The sequence below is a fragment of the Scytonema sp. UIC 10036 genome, from assembly GCF_009725235.1.
On the sequence record NZ_WJFC01000062.1, the window covers coordinates 38497 to 63718 of the forward strand.

The 25222-nt window shown below is 41.0% G+C and carries 17 protein-coding genes; 13 read left to right on the plus strand and 4 right to left on the minus strand.

Going from position 1 to position 25222, the window contains the following annotated elements; all coding sequences use genetic code 11:
* The first annotated feature begins 68 nt into the window (after positions 1-68).
* On the plus strand, positions 69-992 hold the full coding sequence (locus F7734_RS26770; RefSeq protein WP_155747660.1) for a DMT family transporter: 924 nt from the start codon (positions 69-71) through the stop codon (positions 990-992).
* A gap of 326 nt (positions 993-1318) precedes the next feature.
* On the plus strand, positions 1319-3022 hold the full coding sequence (locus tag F7734_RS26775) for an alpha/beta hydrolase (RefSeq protein ID WP_155747661.1): 1704 nt from the start codon (positions 1319-1321) through the stop codon (positions 3020-3022).
* 146 nt (positions 3023-3168) lie between these two features.
* Here F7734_RS26775 and F7734_RS26780 read toward each other — a convergent pair whose 3' ends face one another.
* The 3 genes from F7734_RS26780 to F7734_RS26790 form a co-directional block, all read right to left on the minus strand.
* Entirely contained in the window at positions 3169-3828 is a 660-nt protein-coding gene (locus tag F7734_RS26780; protein ID WP_155747662.1) for an RNA-guided endonuclease TnpB family protein, read from the minus strand.
* Positions 3829-3945: 117 nt separating this feature from the next.
* Entirely contained in the window at positions 3946-4338 is a 393-nt protein-coding gene (locus tag F7734_RS26785) for a helix-turn-helix domain-containing protein (RefSeq protein WP_155747663.1), read from the minus strand.
* Positions 4329-4466, minus strand: coding sequence for a DNA-binding protein (locus F7734_RS26790; protein WP_155747664.1), 138 nt, complete (start codon positions 4464-4466; stop codon positions 4329-4331). Before F7734_RS26790 ends, F7734_RS26785 begins: the two co-directional genes overlap by 10 nt.
* A 595-nt stretch (positions 4467-5061) precedes the next feature.
* Here F7734_RS26790 and F7734_RS26795 point away from each other — a divergent pair.
* From F7734_RS26795 to F7734_RS26845, 11 genes are all read left to right on the plus strand, one after another.
* Positions 5062-5331 (plus strand): hypothetical protein, encoded by a 270-nt coding sequence (locus tag F7734_RS26795; protein WP_155747665.1) that lies wholly within the window; start codon positions 5062-5064, stop codon positions 5329-5331.
* Between the two features lie 408 nt (positions 5332-5739).
* Positions 5740-7197: a clostripain-related cysteine peptidase gene (locus tag F7734_RS26800; protein WP_243147105.1), complete on the plus strand. Its 1458-nt coding sequence runs from the start codon at positions 5740-5742 to the stop codon at positions 7195-7197.
* Positions 7198-7275: 78 nt separating this feature from the next.
* Positions 7276-7614 carry a hypothetical protein gene (locus F7734_RS26805; RefSeq protein WP_155747666.1) on the plus strand — a complete coding sequence of 113 codons (339 nt, stop codon included), beginning with the start codon at positions 7276-7278 and terminating at the stop codon, positions 7612-7614.
* Positions 7615-7688: 74 nt separating this feature from the next.
* A complete protein-coding gene (locus tag F7734_RS26810; RefSeq protein ID WP_155747667.1) occupies positions 7689-14504 on the plus strand; it encodes a caspase family protein in 6816 nt (2271 codons plus the stop codon).
* 2 nt (positions 14505-14506) lie between these two features.
* Positions 14507-15910 (plus strand): CHAT domain-containing protein, encoded by a 1404-nt coding sequence (locus F7734_RS26815; protein WP_155747668.1) that lies wholly within the window; start codon positions 14507-14509, stop codon positions 15908-15910.
* A gap of 15 nt (positions 15911-15925) precedes the next feature.
* A complete protein-coding gene (locus tag F7734_RS26820; protein WP_155747669.1) occupies positions 15926-16738 on the plus strand; it encodes a hypothetical protein in 813 nt (270 codons plus the stop codon).
* Positions 16735-18543, plus strand: coding sequence for a hypothetical protein (locus F7734_RS26825; RefSeq protein ID WP_155747670.1), 1809 nt, complete (start codon positions 16735-16737; stop codon positions 18541-18543). Before F7734_RS26820 ends, F7734_RS26825 begins: the two co-directional genes overlap by 4 nt.
* A gap of 13 nt (positions 18544-18556) precedes the next feature.
* A complete protein-coding gene (locus F7734_RS26830) occupies positions 18557-20206 on the plus strand; it encodes an Hsp70 family protein (RefSeq protein ID WP_155747671.1) in 1650 nt (549 codons plus the stop codon).
* Positions 20207-20340: 134 nt separating this feature from the next.
* Positions 20341-21228 carry a tRNA pseudouridine(55) synthase TruB gene (gene truB / locus F7734_RS26835; RefSeq protein ID WP_166482168.1) on the plus strand — a complete coding sequence of 296 codons (888 nt, stop codon included), beginning with the start codon at positions 20341-20343 and terminating at the stop codon, positions 21226-21228.
* 54 nt (positions 21229-21282) lie between these two features.
* Positions 21283-22317, plus strand: a complete 1035-nt coding sequence (locus tag F7734_RS26840) for a low specificity L-threonine aldolase (RefSeq protein ID WP_155747672.1) — start codon at positions 21283-21285, stop codon at positions 22315-22317.
* A gap of 360 nt (positions 22318-22677) precedes the next feature.
* On the plus strand, positions 22678-23508 hold the full coding sequence (locus F7734_RS26845; RefSeq protein ID WP_155747673.1) for a dienelactone hydrolase family protein: 831 nt from the start codon (positions 22678-22680) through the stop codon (positions 23506-23508).
* Here the strand turns inward: F7734_RS26845 and F7734_RS26850 are convergent.
* The coding region (locus F7734_RS26850; protein WP_155747674.1) for a response regulator at positions 23489-25222 on the minus strand (1734 nt) is incomplete at its 5' end. The two genes, F7734_RS26845 and F7734_RS26850, sit on opposite strands and share 20 nt — an antisense overlap.

Here is a 25222-nt window from a genome sequence, read left to right on the forward strand (position 1 = left end):
TGATGGTTGAGCTACTAATAACCACTAACCACTAACCACTAACCACTAACCACTAACTAACAACCAAAATGCATACTACCACTGGTCGCTGGCGTTTAGGGCTAGCACTATCACTGCTGACTGTTCTCTTATGGGGAATTTTACCTATTGCTTTAACGATCGCTCTACAAGTTCTTGATGTCTATACTGTCATTTGGTTTCGCTTTTTAGTGTCCTTTGTAGTGTTAGCTATTTATCTGGGAGGACAGGGGAAATTACCCACTCCATCCCAGTTACGTTCCACTTCCTGGGTACTGTTAGCGATCGCAACTTTTTTCCTAGCTGCGAATTACCTTTTTTTCACACAAGGTTTAGCACTGACATCACCAGCCAATGCTGAAGTCATTATTCAGTTAGCACCCCTACTTATGGGTGTTGGAGGTTTAATTTTTTTTAAAGAAAGGTATGCATTACTTCAGTGGATTGGCATAAGTACTCTAACTGTGGGGCTAATCTTATTTTTTCACGAACAATTAAATAACTTAATGACATCTCAGGGAAATTATCTTGTAGGTAGCGGCTTGATTGTTGTAGGAGCTATCACTTGGACAATTTATGCCCTAGCACAAAAACAATTGCTACAATCTTTATCCTCTACCAGTATCATGCTCGTTATTTACGGAGGATGTACTTTATTTTTCACTCCCTTTGCCAACCCAACAACAATTTTTACACTGAGCTTTTGGCATTTTGCTATTCTAGTTTTTTGTGCTTTCAATACTCTCATTGCCTATGGCGCATTTGCTGAGTCTTTAGAACATTGGGAAGCATCACGTGTTAGTGCAGTATTAGCTTTAGCTCCCATTGTCACATTAATTGCTGTTTGGTTTGTATCAATCCTATCACCAAAATTAATAGCACCAGAATCTTTGACCTTACTAGGAATCATAGGAGCGGTTTTAGTAGTGTTAGGTTCAGTTACAATTGCTCTAGGGAAATCCACTAAAAAGTGAGTCTCCCTCAGCTACTGACTATCAGCAAATAGTTATCAGTTATCAAAAAAGTATGTTATTTTTTATTTGTTAAAAGGAATGGATAGCGATCGCTAACCTACTTTTCAACCCAAAGCCGAGTAAATATACTTACTTTTATGACTGGTCACCGGTCACTGGTTACTGTCAAAAAAGATTACCCCCTGCAGATACTAGTCATTAATAACTAATACCTGTTAAGTTTGTTATTTTGAGGGACATAAAACTCACCATCACTTCCAGGGTGACTGCATAGCTACCACACAACACTGTCTCCTCAAACATTACCTCCTTGCACAATTAAACCGATGAACAACTTATGTGGTCATTGGACTAGCGCCCTGAGAAAGAATTCCCTACCGCTAGTTCTATCTGCTTTGCTGCCAACATTCGGCTCGGGCAATTCTGCCTTTGCTGCCGAGCGAATTCATGCATCATATTCTGCTTTTGAGCGTTCCATTTCCATCCCGGCATTAGAAAACTATGCCAAAACAGGTGCCATTGACAATGATTTGGACGCTTACAAGCAATATCTCAAAAAAGGGCAACTCCAGCAGTTGCGGCGAGCATTACTTACCCCCATCAAAGTTAGCCATGTCGCCATTTCCCAATTTCTCTATACTTCACAAGGAGAATTTTTACTGAATCGTTTGGGAGAAGTGATTAAAACGGAATCTCGCCAACCAAAAGCCGGCTTACACGCTTTACGTTCGGCACTGATTCTGGCAGCGGCTGAACCGAATGGTTTAACTTTATTAAATATATTGCGTAAATATCCCAGCCGTAGTATGCATATCGACTTGGCACGTACTATGAGCATGGCATCGGAGTTAGAAAAACTCGTCAATCAAACCAAACGTGCAGTCGCCGCAGTTGAAGAAAAATCAAGTCTAGAAGCAGCTTCCAGCAAACTACCGTTTCACATTTCTCTCCGGCAAGATTTAAGGAGAAGAGGACAATACAGAGGGCAAAAACAAACCCTGAAGTTTTTCGACGCTACCCGCAACCGATTTTTGCTAACTGATATTTACCTTCCTAACGCTCAAAGTCGAGTTCCTGTTATTGTTGTTTCTCACGGTTTGGGTTCTGACAGTAGTAACTTTGCTTATGTAGCCACTCACCTTGCTTCTCACGGCTTCGCTGTGATTGTTCCCAATCATCCCGGTAGCGATACCAAACAATTGCGATTGCTCCTCAACGGCAAAACAAATGAGGTGGCACCGCCAAACGAGTTTCAGAACCGACCTTTGGACATTAAGTATATATTAGATCAGCTAGAAGAGCGTAATAAATTTGACTCTCGTTATAGAGGGCGGCTCAATCTGCAACAAGTGGGCGTTTTTGGTCACTCTTTTGGAGGCTACACAGCTTTAGCCCTAGCAGGTGCAAAAATTAACTTTGAGCAACTTGCAAAAGATTGTCGAGAAAATGCCATTAAAGATACTTGGAATTTATCCCTACTCCTTCAGTGTAATGCACTCGAATTGCGAGAAAGCGATGCTGCAAAGCAGCCGCTTCGCGAACGCAAAATCTATAATTTTCGCGACAAAAGAGTCAAAGCCGTGGTAGCAGTCAATCCAATTACCAGCAGTATTTTTGGAGAAACAGGGTTAAGCCAAATTCAAACTCCTGTGCTGATTGCTGCTAGTAGTGATGATACCATTGCTCCAGCTTTATACGAACAAATATTACCTTTTTCCTGGATAAATAACTCACAAAAGTACTTAGCAGTCATTTCAAAAACCAGCCATTTTTCAGCCATTGGAGAAGGTAAAGGAAGTGCAAATCAATTTGCATTACCATCAGAACTTGTTGGAGAAGATCCAAGCCTTGCACGTCGGTATTTAAATGTTTTGAGTTTACCATTCTTTGCCACTTATGTTGCGGAAATGCCAAAATATAACACCTTCCTTAATGCTGCTTATGTCAAAGCAATATCCCGTCAGTCGGTTAGTTTGAGTTTTGTACAGTCTTTGACAACAAATGAATTGGCTCGAGGGTTTAAGAAGTAAATTGAACCGCACTGTAAGGGATTGCTAAGAGGATGTTTGAAAAGTGGTTGGCTGTGATTTTTATTGTATGATTACCCCCCTGAATCCCCCCTTAAAAAGGGGGGAAACAAGAAAAATTCAGTTCCCTCCCCTTAGAAAGGGGAGGGTTAGGGTGGGGTAATAAATATTTGATACATGGAAGAATACGCGCAGAGAATCAAACGTCCCGGTATCGTGGATTGTTGGGAATATGAAGAATACAAACAAGCAGTTGAGGCAACGGGTAAAAAGAAGTTAATTATGGCAGGGCTAGAACTAGGAAACCATCTATCAGCGACTATTAGTTTTGAGCCAAATAAATCACATTTATAAGTTAGTTGCCTGCGGAACTCGTAAAATCCCATATCAGCGATGCTAGCTGCTAATTTATGATTAGCCATCATACCTTTGACATTTAAGTCTTCAATAACTATTACGCTGTGGTTCTTAGTTAATAGTGTGGTTAACTTATGTAACGTGTCTTTTCGTATGTTGGCTATCTTTCTCTGCAATCTAGCTATCTGTAATTGGGCTTTCTTCCAGCTAGCAGAGCCTATAACTTTATGTCGATTTAGCCATTGGAGTCTAGCTAGTTTGTCTTTAAATCTTTTGTAAGACTTAGCTCCTTCAATTATCTCTCCAGTAGACAATGTGGCGAGATTTAAAACGCCTAAATCAACGCCTACTACTGAGTGTTCTGAGAAAAACCAAGTGTCTTCTAATTTCAGATCGGGTTTACTTGCTTCAAATCTAAAGGAAATAAACCATTTATCAGCCTCACGACTCATTGTTACAGATTTTGGGGGGAAATTATTTGGAGGAACTTTATGAGGAGACTTTTTCTTTTTTCTAGGACAATGAGTTGGGAGACACTCATAAGTTTTTAATACTCCTATTTTAGGGACTTAAATGCTGCGACTTCCAACTATCTTGACAGTACCTTCCAACGTGAAATTGTCGTCATGTCCTTTCTTTTTAAATTGTGGAACTCCTTTTTTCTTTTCAAAACAATCTTTCCAGGCTAGACGCAAAGCTCTCAAAGCGAATTGTGGTGTTGATTTAGAGCACTCATAGTACCAAGGACATTCAGGCTTTACTAACGCAACTAACCATTTATGGAGGTCAATTGCAGTGGGGAATTTTATCTTTTCTTTTGGGTTAGCCTGATTCCAATCAAGAATCTGTTTGGTTAAACCCAACCCCCAATTCCAAGCATGACGCGCTACACCACAATGCTTTAGTAACTCTGTGCGCGAATGGTCGTTCAGTTTTAATTCTGTTTTAAATCCTAGGAGCATGGCAACTCCTTAATCCATTCTCTAAACGCTTGAGACATATTCCAGCCTTGGGATTCAGCATAAGCTTGAAGTTTTTCAAACTCTTGCTGAGTCAATAAAACTTTGAACCATTTTTCTCTTTTCGGCATGAATTTATGTAACTCTATGGTTATAACGTACCTAAGCTTTACCCATATTGTTAGTAGGGAAATTACTACTTAAGCCGAACAAGCTCCCCAAATTTGGGTAAGGGTTGGTAGCTATGTCCAAAAATTAAGTTACAGTTACTAGCCCCTTACTGTCCACGAACTGCTTAACTTTGTTTTTAACTGGCATTCATTATTAAAACACTTAACAGTACTAACCAGTTATTATCTCTTTTTATCTTTCAGTTATAAATAGATAAGTGATTAACACTATATAACTGCTTGATAGTAGTGTTAACTGTCTATTACTATAGCAAGTTTGGAGGGAAAAGACAACAAAACGCTCACCACACAAAGGTTTCAACCCACGGCATGACTGATGTGACCGTGCCATTTCTGCACGGCTATTGGATGTTTGCAATCTGGATAACTGAATAAGGTGGGAGTTTCTCAAGCGTTGGGAGCATCGTTTGTGTGTGCCGAGACCAGAACATTACTGCTCTGACCCAATAGAACAACAAGAGTGGAAAAAAACTCAATTCGAGGGTAGTCGAATGACAACGCCGAATATCCAAATGCCAAAATAGAGGTCTGGGCTATGGACGAGCATCGTGTTGGACTGAAGCCAGTTTTACAACGTATTTGGGTACCGTGGTGGGAAGTCCCAACAGCAGAGGTGCATTGGCGCTTTCAGTGGGTTTGGGTGTATGGTTTTGTTCATCCAGAATCTGGAGAAACATATTGGTGGGTTTTGCCGCGTGTCAATACTGAATTGTTTAACCAGGTTTTAGCAGATTTTGCTCGCGAGTTTGGCATTGGCGATGATAAACACTTTCATATTAGTGGGACTTATATCAAGTTCGCCTAAATACTTACGATAACAATGACTTGGAGATAGGGAGACACGGAGACGCGGAGAATTTTTAATCGCAAGTGATTAGCCGGACATGATATTACACAAAAAATTACCAAAATAAAGACCTCAAATGTATATACAGAGAGACTTCGATATCGTTTTGCCTAGTTTCTTGAGATATCTGGGTTTCAACCGTTTTTGGGCATTTGATGTATTTTCCTTGCCCTATATCGGTATCAGGCTTGTTTAGTCCTCAAATAATGTTTAAGTCCCGTTAGAAAGTTTAGCTGATTTGCGATCGGCTATTGAAATGACTCACAGAGATTAAATCTCCCCAAACGTGCATAAGCTGATTTTCCCTGCACCTAATAAGTATCAAGGGAAGTTCTTTCCTCACTTGTAGTTCATTTATTAAGAATAATGACTCAAACAAAGCGTCGTTGGACTTTAATGGTTTACATGGCAGGAGATAACGGTAAAGTGTTTAAGGACGGGACTCAGTTGATGTTTCCTATGGCAAGCCAAGGGTGGGAAGATATCAGAAAAATGGAGAGAGTCGGTTCCACTGATGCAGTGACAGTTTTAGTCCAGTTTGATACTTTAGAAGACCGCGAGAATACTTATCGAATTTACATCAGTCCTGCTCAAGAGAATTCTAAAACCGAGAATAATACACAAGAAAATCAAGAAAATCTAAAACCGCCACGGAATGCACGTCGTAAAGGTGAGGAAGAGCCTGAGGTAAATTATACAGAAAACTATATAAACCGTTCTACCCCGCTAAAAGGCACTACTTATATTCGTTCTCAAATTGAAAATATTCCAGAACAAAATACGGGAGATCCTCAATCTTTACGAGACTTTATCGTTTGGGGAATAGAAAATTATCCGGCGGAAAACTATGCTGTCATTCTTTGGAATCACGGTACTGGTTGGAAAGAAGATGATATCTATGAATTTGCTCGCGAACGAGGAGTGGATTTTCAAGCGACTCAAAATGAAGTCCGCTCGTTAACACGCAATAATCGACGTTTGTCTCGTGCTTTTTTCCTGTCCTCTGTTACGGAAGTGCTGCAACTCCAAGATGAGGAATCACGAGCGATCGCTTTTGATGACTCATCAATGGACTTCCTGGATAATGCGAAACTTCAGCAAGCCTTTCAGGAAGCAGAGGAAAAAACTGGGCAAAAAGTTAACTTGATTGGTATGGATGCTTGTTTAATGAGCATGGTAGAAGTGGTATATCAATTACGGACAAATACCGAGTATATAGTCAGTTCTCAAGAAGTGGAACCTATGGATGGTTGGCCTTATTCGGAGATTCTGCAACATTTAACCACTCATCCAGAGACAACACCAGCAGCACTGGCAAAGATTATAGTACAAGAATACGGTCGCTATTATGAAGAACAAAATAACGTTTTGCGGGGAGGAGGAGCGGAAATCACTCAATCAGCAACTAATTTAGCCATGATTGACAAGCTTGCGAAATTAGTAAGTCGGTTAGCTGCTACTTTGCGGCAATCATTGATGGAAAACGATATTTATGCTAAAGTGGCGCTGTTTGATATTAGTCCTCTAAGGTTTAAAGATAAAGATTTTGTTGATTTGTATGATTATGTCAAAAGTTTTAGAGATAATTATTCTGGAAGTAATTCAGAATTAATTGTGGTTTTAGATGAATTGATAGATTTTATTAAATTTGAGTATGAACCTCAGTTAATATTAGCAAATGTGGCTTCGGGACGTAGAGTTTCCCGCGCTCAAGGTTTGTCAATATACTTACCTTTAGAAGGGTTTTCGCCATTTTACGATCGCTCGGAGTTTGCAAGTTGTGGTTGGGGGGACTTTATTCGGTTTTGTAATAAAGTATCATGATTGGTGAAATTGATTTTTTGAACCGCAGAGGACGCTGAGGACGCAGAGGAAAGAGAGTGGAGAGTGGAGCAGTTAAAAATGCGTGACGACAACATAATAGATCTTGAAAGAACAATTACCATAGTAGGAACTACCTCAAATGAATTACGTGCAGATGAACGTAGCGTTACGGAACAAACGCTAAAAGTGACAGACGTGCGCGAGGGGTTCTCTCGATTTCTGGCTGGGCTGAAGGAAATTATTAGTGTGGAGGTTCCGTTCGTGGGTGAATTTGAGTTAGATGAAGTTGAGTTTACTGCTGAAATTTCTGCAAATGGTGAGTTTAAGCTGTTAGGAACTGGTGTTGGTATTGAGGGGAAAAGTGGAGTGACTTTTACTTTGCGGCGAAAATCTAAGAAGAATACAATAACTGATTAGTGCGATCGCAATTCACAGCAATAAGTCGGTCACGTCAATTTGGTAAATTCAGTTTTTTTAGAAAAGCGGTATCTATGGTTAAATCTAGATATGATTTTAAACGCAATTTAGCTGTTGTTATTGGTATTAATGAATACTCAAATGGTATTCCACCCTTAAAAACTCCTGTTGCTGATGCTGAAAAACTAGCAAATATTCTTCAACAAATCTATAAATATCACGTTGAGACTCTACTCAATTCACAGGCTACCCTTTCTGGATTAAACTCTCTGCTTGCCGCTTTCAAAAATAAGAAATTCCCCGTAGGTGATACGATTGTGGAGGTTCAAGAGAGCGATCGCATACTGTTTTACTTCGCTGGACATGGAATTGTTCCTAAAGATGAACTCGAAGACGACAGTCAATACAAAGGCTATCTCATACCAACTGATGCAAAAAGTAGCAATCTCCTCCAAACCCAAAACCTTCTACCTGTGCAGGACTTGCATGATGCTCTTATAGAATTGCCATGCCGTCATATGCTAGTGATTTTAGACTGTTGTTTTACAGGAACATTTCGTTCAAGTTCCTATCGTAATGCTATGCCTGCACGGAAAGTCTACAAGCAAAGATACGATCGCTTCATTAGTAAACCCGCATGGCAAGTCATCACCTCTGAGGCTTACGATCAAAAAGCCCTTGATTTCTTGGGTTTTTTTGGTAAGAGAGAAAGTGAAAAAACACAAGAATCTTCCCCTTTTGCAAGTGCATTGTTTGAAGCATTAGAAGGTCATGCCGACTCAACTTTACAAAAAGGTGATGGTATTATCACTGCAACAGAAATTTATTCCTACGTGCGGGACACAGTTGAGCAAATGACTGACGATCGCAACAGCCGCCAAACACCCGTTTTATTTCCCATGCAAAAGCACGACAAAGGTGAATATATTTTCTTGCTACCTCACTTCAATCGGGACAAGTTAGAAGATGTACCCGCACTGATGTTAGATAACAACCCATACCGAGGACTCAAAAGCTATGAAGAAAAACATTCTTCTCTGTTCTTTGGTAGAGATGAACTCATTCAGCAATTATATACTCATATTAGCGATCGCGGTCACCAATTAACTGTAGTCTTGGGAGTTTCCGGTTCTGGCAAGTCAAGTTTGGTAAAAGCAGGACTTATCCCTTGCTTGCGAACTCATCACGAACAAGAATTTTATATTTTACCTATTATTCGACCAACAAAGTCTCCTTTTGGAGAACTTGCAGAAGCAGTTTTGCGAAATGCTTCTATAGATAAAGCTGAGAAACTAAAAGAAATTTCTTCTCTCAAACAAAAGCTTAAAGAAGCACCAAGTCAATTTATTGCCCTCATAGAACAGTACAACCAAGTTCGGGCTAACACAAAACTTTTACTAATTATTGACCAATTTGAAGAACTCTGTACAATATGTGAGCAACAAAAACGACAAAGTTTCCTCACTTTCCTGGCACAAGCTTTAGAGGCAGATCCTCGCCTTCATATTGTATTGACTTTACGCTCTGACTTTGAACCCCGTTTTACGGATTTTCCTTTAAGATCCTATTGGAGAGTAGGACGCTTTCAAGTAAAGGCTATGAAGTCTCATGAATTACGTCAAGCCATTGAAAGACCTGCAATGGAAAAGATGCTAGACTTTGAGCCACCAACTCTTGTAGATCTTCTCATTGATGAAGTTGGGCAAATGCCAGGAGCATTGTCACTGTTGTCTTTTACACTCAGCGAACTTTATATAAAGTGTGTCGTAGAGGAAAGGCGAACCATAACCCAAAAAGATTATGCGGCGTTAGGTGGAGTTATTGGTTCGTTAAGACAGCGAGCAACAGAGGAATACGACAAGTTTGACTCCGCTCATCAAGCAACATTGCGGCGAGTCATGTTACGAATGGTCACTATTGAAGATGAACAGTTAGCACGGCGGCGAGTCCCTTTATGGGAACTGAAATACGTTTCTGTTGCAGAAAACGAACGAGTGGAGACAATTCTCAACCATCTTGACCGCGTTCGCCTGGTTGTTAAGGGACAAGACATTGGGGGAGAACCTTATGTAGAGCCAGTCCATGATGCTTTTGTTTTAGAATGGGATAAAATTCGTACATGGGTAGAACAAGAACGAGAAAATTTACAGCTTCAGCGACGACTAACTTGTGCCTCTCAAAAGTGGCAAGAGCACAATCGGTCTGATGAGTGGCTCTGGGGAAGACAGCTACAAGATGCGCCTATCGATATTGAGTATTTGAAGCGGATGCTGAGATTGGATAATAACCCATTAAATCAACTTGAGACAGAGTTTGCCCGCGCCAGTCTTAGAAATCGCCCATACTTTACTTTATCTTATCACAAAAATGATAATAGTTGGGTCATTGACGGTGGTACTCGACATGGTCTTAAGTCTTACGATAACGGAGAGACAATATTAGCTTTTTTTCCATTTGACAGTACGATAGAGGAGTTACGCAACCTTGATGCTGCTTTGGGAGAAGTGAGAGTCACTCAAGTGCTTGCTCAACGGAGTACAGTGCAAGTCATTCGTAGTGAGCAAAACTTAGCGCAAGACGGAACTTATAAGGCGGTGATAATAAATGTACCATTGCCTCCTTTGAAAATTTACTTTAACAGTGTTGAAAGTGACGCTGTAGGCATAGAATTGGTACAGAGAGCAATACAAACTGCTGCACCTGGTGAAATACCTTCATTGTATCTGAGTCAAGTCAACCAATCCACAGACGCAGATTATCACTTAATTGCTCGTAACAATCAGTTTTGGATTGTACATCCTCAAGAGCAGTATCCTATAGTTGCGCCTATCCCAGAAAGTCCCGATCCGCTAGCATACAGCTCGTCAGCTTCCCAAGTCGTTACCTGTTTAGAAAATATTGCTAGATGGACGAACGTTTTACAACTTTCTACTCTCCCTACCAGTCAAATTGAACCTGATGATGTAGAGGTGGAGATTACGTTTATTTCTGGACGGGAAGAATCTTCATCAAATTCTGATATTCGTGTAGAGTACAGCTATGACAATGAGGAGTGGCAAAGCCCAGTTCTTCAAGTAAGATTGACAAATCGCAGTGATAAAACTCTTTATGCTAATGTTGTTCTCCTATCAGATGATTATGCTATCAGTGCCGATTTATTTGAGGAAAAAGACTGTATCCGATTAGCACCAAGCAATAGTGAAGGAGCCACGTCTGTTGAAACTGAAGAACTGGCTTTCTACATACCAGAGGCATTTTTAGAACAGGGAATTACAGAGTATAAAGATATTTTCAAATTGATTGTCTGCACCACAGAATTTAATGCCAGTTTACTTCAGCAAGATGGATTGAATCCAATTCCAGGAACTCGTTCAGTAGAATACAGATACAGAGGGACTCTTAACCGTTTATTTGAAATAGTGAACTCTCGCTACTCTCGCGAGGCTATTACCGCTAGAGGTACTTATGATGATTGGATGGCAAAGCAAGTCACAGTTACTATGGTGCGTCCGCAAGATGCCGTCGCAATTAGATCTAACAAAAGCAGTTTGTTACAAAATGGTTTGGTTGAGGTGCAACCCCACCCAAGCTTGCGTGCCAAAGTAAATCTGACTACAGTACCACAAGCAAGGAAAGATTTAGGAAATCTAATTTTGCCACCTTTGTTGCAGGAATCTGGTATTGGCGAACTTTTCAAATTGACAAGTAGGCGCGGAAGCGATCCGGGATTAAGTGGTTTAGAGTTGAGTGATATCGAAGACTATACTTCTGTCAACAAAGAAGCTCCTCTAAAGTTGGTGATTGACAAGGAATTGGCAGAAAATGAACACATTTTGCCATTTGCATATGACGGTGAAGATCAATTTTTCTTACCCTTGGGACCAGGAGTAAAGACAAATAACCGCAAAACTGAGATTACTATAGAACGTTTACCTACACCAAGTACTAGCAGTCGTAGTTTGCAAGGTTCAATCAAAATTTTCTTTGCAAAAGTTATCTATCAAAAATTCAACAGTTCGTTTACGTCTCCATTACTACGGAGCGTTGTAGAAGTCGAGCCAAACAATAATGTTATTTACGAAGCAAATCAAGAAAACATAAAAGTGCAGGTTGCCCAAGCTCAGAAAATTGTTCTCTTCATACATGGCATTATTGGCAATAGCGAAAGTATAGTTCCTAGTATCAATAAAGCTATTGTAGATGTAGACGGACAAAAGCGCAGTTTAAAAGAACTCTATGACCTAGTTCTGACTTTTGACTATGAAAACAGAAATCATGAACTTGAAGAAAATGCTAGCTTGTTAAAACAACGTTTAGAAGCTGTTGGTTTGGTACAAAATCACAGCAAAGAACTACATATCATTGCTCACTCCATAGGAGGTTTGCTCGCTCGTTGGTTTATTGAGCGAGAAGGGGGACATCAAGTTGTACAACACTTAATAATGATTGGTACACCGAACACAACCCCCAACGCAGGTGCTCCTTTACCAGATTTTAAAGATTGGGTCACACTTGTTTTAACGCTTGGACTTAATGCTTTTTCTACGGTTTCTTGGTCTACACAAGTGGTAGGTAGCTTGATAGAAGCTACAGAAAACACATCTGTCCCGACAGAACCAGTAGACCCTGGTTCAAAATTCCTGAGAACTTTAGCAGCCAGTCGAGATCCTGGCATTCCTTACACAATTGTGGCAGGCAATGCGTCTGTTCTGTCTCCAGTTTTGCAAGAAGGACGACGCAATCGACTGATGCAGAAATTATTTGGTTCGCGAGTTCCAACTTTGCCTTTATTTAGGCAACCCAACGACCTTGCAGCAACTGTGGAAAGCATGACGAGTATTCCAGAAGGGCGATCGCCACATCCCACTATCATAGAAGTCGCTTGCGATCACTTCACCTATTTTACTCACTCAGAAGGACTAACAGCTTTGGGAAATGCTTTATTAGCAAACCACAGCCAATCTGTTACAGTCAAAACTTATCCCACATATATCACTACAAAGGTCAGTACAGTAGACACAACTGATTTAGCAGTGGGTCAAGAGTTGATACTAAGTTTAAACTTAACACCTATTGAGCAACCGGGTAGTCAACTCATACGAGTGCCTGTTAATACTTTAGAAATTACTATTTATATTGAAGCGCCAGGATTTTTTCTTCAAGGTGAACACACTTACACCCTACCCGTGGTTAATGGCAGATTGGAAGAACGCAGTTTATCGGTAGAACTATTGCCGTTATTAAGCGGAAACCACACCATACAGATATCTGTTTATCCGGGAGGACGATTGTCCAACTTAATCCCAGTGAAGTTGCAGCAAGAAGTTCGTATTAGTCATCTGAGAAATCTCCCCAATATCCCGGAGTTGATAGATCGCCGTGCAATTCCCGATCCTCAGCCAGATGTGATGCTATATGTAAGTTTGGAGGAAGTACCTACCAGCGAACCACTCACAGGACAGCATAGGGTAGGGCTTTATTTTACTTGTCCTCTGTTGGGATGCGATCGCGAACCTCTTGAGCCTCTTACATTCACAATCAAGGATTTAGAACGATTGCGGCAATCTGTTATTCAAGCAGCATCTGTTGCCAATGGTTCCCCAGTTGATATTTTAACCAGCTTGCGAGCAATTGGGTTTACACTTTCCGATCAACTAATGCCGCACGGACATAAACTCAGAGATTACTACTACGAACTTCTTAACTTTGCTCGCACTACCTCTGCACCACTGTCATGGCTGATAGTTTCGGAGCCAAAAGCCGTACTTCCTTGGGAACTAACCTGCGCTTATTACTATATAGATAATGGAGAAATTTGGCATGACGATTTTTTGGCACAGAGATTTATCGTCGCTCATTGGGTAGGTTCTCAGGGATTCAAGTTAACAAGTGAAGCTCCTTTGGCTGAGTTAGGTTTTACTCATTACAATCAACGAAGCGAACATTTAGTTCGTTGGCAAAAGGTTTTACAACATGGAGGAGAGGCAAATTCTAACGAACAGTCAGGATTGCAAGCTCTCATGCAGCCCGATTCTCCTTTCTACGGACTACATATATTACGATATACCGAACTTCAACAAACAGGAAAAATCACTTCTTATCAGGAAAGCTCTAAACTGCTACCCGGAAAAACTCTGACTCCTGTTGAAGAATTATTATACACCCAACAACTTGACTTTACCTTAAGGCGACCTGTGATTGGCTTAAGTCTTGTAGATGGACAACCGCCAAACACTGGAATGGTTTTGTCAAAACAGGATAACCAACTTGAAGCAGATTGGATGTTACCTCTAATGTACGCAGGTGCTAGTGCCTTAGTCGGATCTCGGTGGACTGTTCTCCCGGAAGCAGACCAACTTTTTTTCCGTACATTCTACGATCTTATTAGAAAGGGTACAGATTTTGGTTCTTCGGTATGGCAATCTCGAGAACAGGTACGGCTTGCTTTTCCCAATCGCTCTGACTGGTTGGCATATACATATTTTGGACATCCCAGATGCGAACCATATATAGTCAGAGCATCTCAAGGTTTTACCTTCTTTGAAGCTATAAATCCGCCTAACAACGATCGCTTTCAAGCAGGGAAGGAATACCGATTCCGCGCTAGCTATCGTCGAGAAGCTCCTGTTTGGTATAAAGGACGGTTGCATATGGGTAGCGCTCCAGGGGAGGGAGAAAAAATCTCTGTTATGGTTGTACTTGTTGGGGATACGCCGTTTCCCACGAATTATGAAATGGAACGAGTTGCAAATGGTGACAGTTACCAATGTATTGTACCTCTCCAAATGCCGGATCGGGCAACACTACTACCCGTCATAATCAATTTTCAAAAAGGTGAGGAGCAATTAAATAATATGATTTTAAATCTGACAGTGGTAACTGGAGAATAGCCATGAGCGCAAGAGTTGGTGGTGTTATTCCAATTAAGGAAGGGCGTAAAAATTATTCAGTTAAAATACATCCTTCGTTTGTGATGATAGGTGATGAGTTTCTGCAAAATGGACTTGATTTTCAATCAAATGAATGGCGCACACAGCAACAAATTTTTACTCAACATCTTTTTGACTTGAGCAATATTGTTGCTAGAAAGCAAAGAGAAGCTAAAGAGCGGCTTAAAAATACAAGCGATATAAGCGAGCAGGAAAAAATTTGGCATGATTCATTAAATTTAGATAAAAAAACTTGCCTCAATTTTTTGGGAAAATTAAGAAAACCTGGAGATATGTTGCGTCTTAAGCTTTCCGAGCCAATAATGACAGCATTTCAACGTCGGGGTTTTCTGAAAGGCTTAACTGAGGAAGAACCTGCTTTTAATTTTATGCAAATTACTCAGTCAAATGATGTGCCTACACCTATCTTATGGGATATGATGCACGAAGTAGATGATGGAGATGAAGAAAACTTAGATGACTTTCTTGACGAACAAAATTGGGGGCGTTTTTGGGGTTTAAGAATACCTATTACTTACTGGATTTCTAACGTGGAATCAGAAGTTTCAAGAGACATTCAATTAAGAAAAACTTTTGCCGCTGTTCATCAAGACCTGAGTTTTGCAGATAAGGAAGCACAATTATTAGTTCGATATTTCACAGGGAAAGGTCATAGGGATTTAGAACAAGCTTTTCGAGAAGCAGCGAACAAGGCGGGTTGGGAGGATTGCCAAGCAAACTCTTGGTTAAAAAAATATCTGGAGTCTTTAAAAAATGAGAATCAAGATGATTCGGAACAATGGAAACAAAAGACATTAATATCTATTTTAAAAGACCGCCAAAATTATTATGATTTGCTTCATTTTGCTTGTCATTGTGAAGTAGCAAATGAGAAAAATGAGTTTCTCTCAGTGTTAAATATGAAAGTAGCAGGCGCTCCTGTGTTATTAGATGTTTACTCACTAGCAACTAAACTTCAATTTAAACCAGATTCAGAACTAGCCCGAGAAGCACAAAGTTATGGTCGGCTAGTCTTTTTAAATGCTTGTGATAGTGGAAATCAAGATCCATTTTACGAACCTCCTGGTTTTCCAGTATACTGGATTAAGGGTCAGAAAGCATCAGCAGTGATCGTAACTCTTTGTAAAATACCAGACTATTTTGCTTACGCTTTTGCAGAAAAATTCTATGAAAATTTGTATAAAGGAATCAACCCAGAATCAGAATCTTGTCATCTCAGTTATATATCTGAAGCTCTGCTAGAAACTCGTCGCTATTTCATGAAAGAACATAACAATCCTTTAGGGCTTGCTTATGTACTTTACGCTATTGATGGGGCACGTATATTATCAGATTTTATTAGATAATGAGGTTTGGCAACTGTGACTTTATCAGATGGGGCATGGTTAGATGAAATATATCCAATCTATGCTGAAATTCAATCGCTCAAAGATGAGTTAGAATCTTCTTTAACGATAGAACAGGTACGTAATGAGTACAGCAAGTTGATTGCTGAAGAAGATTCTAAATTAGACAGTCTCACGGTACAAAAACGCAAGTTGGAAGTAGAAATACGTCTTCCAAATACTGTAAGACAGAATCCTATACCTATCAAACCATTACCTAAGCAACCAGACAAGAAAAGTTTACAAAAGTTGCCATCAACTTCAACAGTTACCCCAACTGATAAAGAGAAATCCGAGCGAAAAAAGTCAGGGACTGAAGCAAGGGACAAGCTAAAAAAGCTAGTTAATCGATTTTACAGGTTTAAGCTTGATGCCAGCGTTTTGGGTCAGATAAATCGTATCGCTGATGATGTCGATCGCCCCTTAGGTGAAGCTCTAGCTTTATTAGATTGGAGTATTTTTGAGAATTATGCTTGCACTAGTGCTGGCGATTCTTCTAAACTTAATCTGCTCAACGAATGGGCTAAAGAGTTACAGGAGTATTGCAGCTACCTATCCGGTGAAGTCGATCTGCAAAAATTTCGTTACCGTGACTATTTGGGAATTTGGGAACTGTGGCGCAATCGGGAGAAATCACCCGAACACTTACAGGAGTGGCAAACTTTTATTGCTGAAACCAAACAAGCAAAACAAGATGCGATCGCCAAATTAAAGCAAGAAATTCTTGAATTGGAAGCCAAGATAGCTCAACTCAAAGCAGCCCGCACTCAAGCGGGAGAGGTGCTATGAATAAAATTACTCGCTATGAAGAAAAGCGTATTGCACGTTTTACGGGAACTTCTCAAGGAGTTAAGCCAGAAGCAGTCTATCCCGGATGGACTAACTTTGTTTCTCAAAGATCGGTGCGAGCGATCGCAATGGCAATGAAATCATCTTGTCTTTGGATAGCCACCACTGGGGGAGTCATTGCTTGGAAGTGGAAAGACAATCAGCCCTATCAGCGTTACAGTAGCGAACATGGTATGGCTGGTAATGAAGTTGCATGTCTTTGCTTGGACGAAAAAGAACGTCCCTGGGTGGGACACAGCGAAGGTGGCATATCATACTTTGACGGTCAACGCTGGCAAGTTTACTTTGATTTACAAACAGAGACTGTTCGCGCACTCACAGGTGCAGGCAATTATCCAGGAATTTGGGTAGCTGGGCAAGAAATGGTATACTATATTTCCGAACCAAGCCAACCTCCCAAACCCCTGTCAGCTACGCCAGATATTAGCACCGTAGATACCCTGGCTTTACTCGTTGATGACAAGCAATTACTCATAGGTAACCCTTGGGGACTTTTTCAAGCATCGCACGAACAAGCCCCTGAACAAATAGCAGAGGAAATTCAATCTTGTACTGCTCTTGCAAAAGATCGTAGTGGCAGAATTTGGATTGGAACACCTACAGGTCTGTGTCTGCTTGAGAATAATCAAGTAGAATTTTGGGACGATAAAGTCAGTGGGCGAGTACTTGCAATAGCAGTCAGTGAGAAGCGTATTTGGGTACTAACATCTGACGGACTTTTCCTAATACAGGAAAATATCTGCCTGCAAGTTCCGATAGAAAAACCTGTCACAATTCGAGCAATAGCAGCTAGCACGAGTAATTCTTATCTTTGGGTAGGAACAGACCAACTGCTAGCCGGAGTACAAGTCATAGATTCCAATCGTAGCTCTTGGTATTTAGACCTGTTAACTTCTGCTCCAGACGATATTTTATGTAACTTTGGTCGCTGTGTTATCTCCAAACCAAACAGCGAACAGGTATGGGTCGGTACAGTGGGTGGTTTGTTTACCTATCAATTAACTGATAAGAAATGGGAGTCTTTCTCCAACAATCGGGAAGATATTCGTGCGCTTGCTTTAAATTCCACAAGTAACACATTTTGGATATTAAGTTGGCCTAATGGGATGGACAAGCGACAGTTGGATGGCTCGCGAGCCGATTATAATCCAGTCCCACAACCACTCAGTTTGCCATTATTATTAGCAATGGGTCAGGATGGTCATCCATACGTTCTCACAGAACGCGCATTATGGCGATTAACAACAGCCAATACAGAAGAGATAGTCCTAAGTTCTCCTTCAGGTAGTCTCTGTATGTTGCAATATGATGGGGTCTGGTGGATAGGAACATCTCAAGGGTTGTATCGTTTAATCAACGGAAAGTGGCAATTGGTAGGAGATCAACCAGGTCCTTTGGAAGCAGCAGTCTACGATCTCACTGTTATCGAAAATACCCTGTATGTTGCTACTGCAAATGGTCTTTGGACTCTCAAAAATAGTCACTGGTTTCAGCACAACATAGATCTGCCTAGCAATTCCCCTCAAGTCTGGATACTAGCTCCTTCCATACATTTCAACAAAGCCATTTGGCTAGCCTGTGAAGATGGCGTCGTTTGCTACGATCCTTTTTCCTGCAAAATTTGCAAGCATTACACCTGTATCAACTCTGGATTGGCAAGTCGGCGGGTCACTGCTTTGGTTGAAAGCACTGATGTTTTATGGATTGTTACTCAAGCTGGTGTCAGCTGCGTCACTTTAAATTAAAAAGGTTAATAAAATGAACAATCAACAAGATAGCTTAAAAGACAAATTTATTGTTGGAATTGACCTGGGTACAACCAATTCTGGAATCTCCGCATGGGTTGCAGAACAACAGCAGATACAAATTCTGACAGATTACACTTTGATTCCATCTGTTGTGGGATGGAACCGTTCTGATAACACGTATATTGTAGGACGTGAAGCCCTAGAACTAAGCAAACAACATCCAACTGATGTGGTTTATTCTATCAAGCGCTACATCGGGCGTACATTTAATGACGCTAATGTTTCTGGCGATCGCTCCAACCTTACCTATAGATTAATTCCAGGAACAGGTCAAGACAAATTAAACGATGTTGTTGTCGATTTTGGCGATCGCAACGGTGTTCCTCACCAAGTCAACGCTCCAGACATTTCTGCTAAAGTGTTGTTTAAACTGCGACAAGATGCAGCATCCCAACTGGGTATCCCTATCGAAGAAATTAAGTATGCTGTTATTACAGTTCCAGCTTACTTTAACGTACTGCAAAGAGAAGCAACCAAATTGGCTGGAAGACAAGCAGGGTTAGAAGTTGTTGACATTTTGAATGAGCCAACAGCAGCTGCTTTATCCTATCGCACAACCGTACTAGAAAAATATGAAAAATGTCGTATCTTAGTTTACGACCTCGGTGGTGGAACATTTGATATTTCCTTACTAGAATTCGAGCGAGATGAAGATGGATACGCATTTTATACTCTTGCTGTAGATGGTGATACACGGTTGGGTGGAGATGATATAGATCGCAGTATTGCCTCTTGGTTGGCTGAAGAAATTGAGAGTCGTTATGGCACTCCTATCAGTCCTAATGACCAAGTCACTCGGAATGTATTGCGTCAAAAAGCTGAAGAGGCAAAAATCCAATTGTCTGCAAAAAATACTGTTGTTATCGATCTACCATCACTAGATTTAGGACATCCTTCCACTCCCTTTGATGCTCAAATTGAATTGTCTCGCGAACAATTAGAAAAATGTGCTGCTAAGATCGTACAACGAACGCTAGATATTACGAAACGAGTGGTAGAAGGAGTAGCAGGATTTACGTGGAAAGATATTGATGAAGTGATTTTAGTCGGTTGGCAAACACTTATGCCAACCATTCAGCGCCAGATAGAAGAACTGACAGGACGGAAGCCCCATGTGAGCGATCGCCCACAACTAGCCGTTGCTCTAGGTGCTGGCGAGTATGCCCATATTTTAAGTCTGGGACAAGAGAAGTTTCAGGCAAATACACTCATTAATGTCATTGCCTTACCTTTAGGTATACGCCTTGACGAGGAGACTTTTGAAGTTCTGGTTGAAGCGAACAAAACTTTACCTTATACCAGTAAAGTATATCCTGTCACAACAACTGAAGACAATCAGCAATCCATTCTTGTAGAAGTTCTTCAAGGACCCAAGGAAGCAACCAAAGCCAGTGATTGTGTGGTTTTAGGCTTTGTAAAAATGAACATACTTTCACCAGCACCAAAGGGAATTCCAAAATTTGAGGTTGTCCTTGATATTCAATCTGATGGAACAATGTACGTGAAAGTTAAAGACACTAGCACTGGAAAAGTTGAAATACAAGACTTGATTGCTAATACCGCTCAGAAAATTATGCCTAGCTCGTACCAAACCCAGTAATTTGCCTAGGAGTTAAACAAGATCCCTTGCGTATGAATACATATAAGAATAACGCTCTCAACTTGGGGTGATAAACTGTAGCTTAAAGCAATTTTTCATCTATTTGAACCACTTTTTTTGTATAAAAACCTACCGTGCAAGGCTTTCTCAATCTCAACAAACCATTTGGCTGGACTTCCCACGATTGTGTGGCGAAGACACGAAAACTGTTACGTCTCAAACGCATAGGACATGCCGGAACACTAGATCCGGCTGCAACCGGGGTGCTACCCATGGCATTGGGCAAAGCAACTCGGTTATTACAATACCTTCCTGGGGAGAAAGCATATAAAGCGACAATTCGCTTGGGTTTGCGTACTACAACTGATGATTTGCAGGGCGAAATTGTTGCCTCTCAACCTTGCCGGGAGTTGCAACTGGAGACAGTAAAACCTTTACTGCAACAATTTGTAGGCAAAATTGAACAAATTCCACCCATGTACAGCGCCATTCAATTAGAAGGAAAACGCCTGTATGATTTAGCACGCAAAGGCGAAACTGTGGAAGTACCCATGCGAATAGTCGAAATTTTCCATGTGGAAATTTTGGATTGGCGGGAAGGAGAATTTCCAGAATTGGATGTCGCTATTTATTGTGGCGCGGGTACTTATATTCGGTCAATAGCTAGAGATTTGGGAACTGCTTTACAAACTGGTGGAACTCTTGCGGCTTTGGAACGTATTGCCAGTAGTGGGTTCCACTTGACAGAGAGTATTACCTTAAGTGATTTGGAAGCACAACTGCAAGCTGGGACTTTTCAACCCATGCCCCCTGATTCACCATTACAGCATCTTGCATCAGTAACTCTACCAGCAACCTTTGCTCAAAAATGGTGTCAAGGTCAGCGCATAGCTGTTATTCAAGAAATTTCGGGAATAGTACGAGTTTACGATGAAGATGGGCGCTTTTTGGGAATTGGTCAAGTGCAATATTCCACTGACAGTCCGTTGCTTGTTCCGGAAATGGTTTTTGAGGCAATTTAATTCTGCTTTGGTAACATAGAGTATTTTCTAGGTTAACGTTAAAAACCTACACGCATGGATTCTAATTTAGAGCAATTTGCCAGTGATAATTCCTCCGGTATTTGCCCGGAAGCATTGGAATACACGATTAAAGCAAACCAGGGTAGCGTTCCTGCCTATGGAAATGATATATGGACTCAGAAAGCTGCAGACGGTTTTCGAGAGTTGTTTGAAATTGATTGTGAGATATTTTTTGTTTTTAATGGCACTGCTGCTAACTCATTAGCATTGGCTTCATTGTGCCAGTCTTACCACAGCGTTATCTGCCACGAAACCGCACACATTGAAACTGATGAATGTGGTGCTCCTGAATTTGCTTCTAATGGCTCTAAGCTTCTACTAGCAAAGGGACCAAATGGCAAGTTAACCCCAGATGCAATAGAAGCAATTGTTAATAAAAGAACTGACATACATTATCCCAAACCAAAAGTGATTAGTCTGACGCAAGCAACAGAATTAGGGACTCTCTATTCTACAGATGAGTTGCTTGCTATTCAGTCTATTGCCAAAAAGTACAATTTAAAAATTCATGTGGATGGAGCACGATTTGCTAATGCAGTGGTTTCAATAAATAAAAGCCCTGCCGAATTAACATGGAAAAGTGGGGTAGATGTTTTGTGTTTTTGCGGCACAAAAAATGGTATGGCAATGGGAGAAGCCATTATTTTTTTTAATAAAACTTTAGCAGAAGATTTTGCTTATCGTTGCAAACAAGCAGGACAACTAGCATCAAAAATGCGCTTTATTGCTGCACCTTGGCTGGGTTTATTAGAAACGGGTGCTTGGCTCAAGAATGCACGTCATGCCAATCAGTGTGCTGAATATTTAGAAAACAAATTGTTGCAGATAAGAGGCGTTGAAATCATGTTTCCTAGGGAAGCTAATAGCGTTTTTGTCAAATTGCCCGAACAAGCGATCGCGCAATTACGAGCGAAGAACTGGCAGTTTTACACGTTTATTGGTGTTGGAGGAGTGAGGTTTATGTGTTCTTGGAATACAACTCAAGCAAGAATGGATGAATTAATTAATGATATTAAAGAAGCAATATAAGTTTCTGTCTTCGATGGGGTGGCAGAACACCCCACTCTCGATGCGGTGGCAGAGCTACCCCACCCTCGATGCGGTGGCAGAGCTACCCCATCCTCGTTCCCAGGCTCTGCCTGGGAATGCATTCATTGGAGGCTCTGCCTCCTGTATTAGCCTGCCACACGAGGCAGCAGCCCACTAACCTGCATTCCCAAGCAGAGTCACCAGATGGAGAGTAAAGCCCGCCATTCGATGTTGTGCGGCATAGCCCTACCTACGCCAGCTACGCGAGGCGGAGCCTCGTAGCCTGCATTCCCAGGCAGAGCCTGGGAACGAGTGACTGAACTAGCTAAAATCGTGATTGGATAGTTTATGGTTAAGAGGATGAACGAAATAACGCGCCGCGAATTTATTGTCACTGCTTCTCTAGCGACGGGTTTTGCTTTGGCAGTGCAGCCCGTTTCTGCCAAAGTCATCACCACCAATGCCCAAGGATTGGTTGCTGGTGCGGTAAAAATTCCCGTTAAAGATGGAACAGTTCCTGCCTATAGAGCAATGCCTGCTACCGGTCAAAATTTCCCAACTGTGTTGGTGATTCAGGAAATTTTTGGCGTACACGAGCATATCCAGGATGTTTGTCGTCGTTTTGCTAAGTTGGGGTACTTGGCAATTGCACCTGAATTGTTTGTGCGTCAGGGAGATGTCTCGAAGTTAAGCAACATAGATGAAATTCGTAAGATAGTTGTTAAAGTTCCTGATGCTCAAGTGATGTCCGATCTTGATGCTACGGTGGAATGGGCGGTAAAATCCGCTAAAGGCAATACCCAACAACTGGGAATTACGGGTTTTTGCTGGGGGGGACGTATTACCTGGCTCTATGCCGCATACAATCCCAAAGTCAAAGCAGGTGTGGCGTGGTATGGGCGGTTAGTGGGCGATGCTAGCGAATTAACGCCAAAGCATCCTGTTGATGTTGCATCAACTCTGAAAGTCCCCGTGCTCGGACTCTATGGCGGCGAAGATACGGGTATACCTATTGCTACAGTAGATCAGATGCGCGAGCAACTGAAATCTAGCGGTAGCAAATCTGAAATTGTTGTTTACCCTGATGCACCACACGCCTTTTTTGCTGATTATCGTCCTTCCTACCGCGAGAGAGAGGCAAAAGACGGATGGCAACGCCTTCAAGCATGGTTTAAGAAATACGGAGTATAACTGTAAAGCAAACTTGTCCTGCTCGCAATTCTACATCAATGGAACCGCCCAAATACTCCACCAACTTTCTGACTATTGCTAATTCCAAACCACTGTTGCTTGGTATTGAGGATTTATGATTGGGAACGCGGTAGAACTTGTCAAATATTTGAGACAGTTCTGATTTGGAAACTTCTGTCCCAGAATAAGACACACTCAGGTGGATTTTTTCAGATCTCGAGCAAGCAGCAATACTAATGTCACCATTGGAGGTATACCTGTAGGCATTTTGTAATAGCTCATGGAGGACGCGTTCAAAACAAGATATATCCGTTGTTAGAAGTGGTAGTTCGGGATCGATCTGAACTTTTAAAGTTGGCGGTTGTTCCTGATGTTGTACAACAAAGGCTTCCAAGATGTAAGGAATCCAATTATGTAGATCGATAGTTGTCAGTTGCAGGGGACATATACCAGCTTCTAAGTATTGCAAATCTAGCAAATTCTCAATAAAGTAAAGTTGCCGATCGCACTCCTGCTGCAAATTGATTAAGTACTCTGATGCTTTGCTAACTAGCGCTTCATTATTGGAAATTTCTGCTGCTAGAACTTGGCTCAGTGATTGGATATCCGTAATAGGCGATCGTAACTCAAGAGAAATGGTACGCAAAAAATTATCTTTGAGTTGATTGAGCTTTTGCAATTCTTCAACCTGTACCTGTGCCGCTTGATAAAGTCTAGCCTGACGGAGCGCAATAGCACATTGATTGCTCACCTGTAGAATCAATCGAACTTCAAGCTCGTCGAAACTTTTGCCCTCTGCTTTGAACAACCACAAACTCCCTAAAAAACTTTGGTCATCGAAAATAGGGCAGGCTAAAATCGTGTATCTACAATGTTCCTGTAAAATTGAATTCGGTTGACACAAACAAAATTGAACGCTTAATCCCTGAAGCAATTGTTGATGGCTCTCTGGCAAACGAACTAATGCTATAATGCTAGCCTTATCTAAAGGAGTTGATGTATCCCTAGTATATTCATGGGCAATAGTACAAGTTTTTAACTCGCGATCGCCAATAACAGAATGACACAACTCCAATTCTAAACCAACTGCTAATTCCTTAACAGATGCTTGCCAAATTTGTTCTTCATCCAGGCGATCGCGAACTTCATCGGTGATGCGTTTCAGCCTTTCTTCAAACTCTAGCGAGCGTTGAAGTTGAGATGTCCGTTCTACAACTTGGTCTTCAAAAATACTATTTAGCTCTTGCAATCTTGCTTCTATCTGTTGGCGTTCTCGGATTTCTTCCTGTAATTCTTGATTTTTAGCAAGCAGTTGTTGCTGTTGGTGATAGATAATAAATTGATTTTTAACACGCGCCAAAACTTCCAATTCTTGAAAAGGTTTAGTAATATAGTCTATACCTCCATTTTCAAAAGCCTTAATTTTATCCGCAGTTTGGTCTAAAGCACTAATAAAAATAATAGGAATATGAGCAGTTTGTTCGTTAGATTTTAATTGCTGACACACTTCATAGCCATTTAAATCTGGCATATTAATATCTAGCAAAATCAGTTCAGGCGGTTCTATTTGTGCTGATTGAAGCGCCATTTTTCCACTGACAGTTTTTCTGACCTTAAACCCATTTGTTTCTAATATTTTAGCTAGAAGGCGTAAGTTATCTGGTGTATCATCAACTAGTAAAATATGACCTGAATGATTCTTTTTACTTTTTAG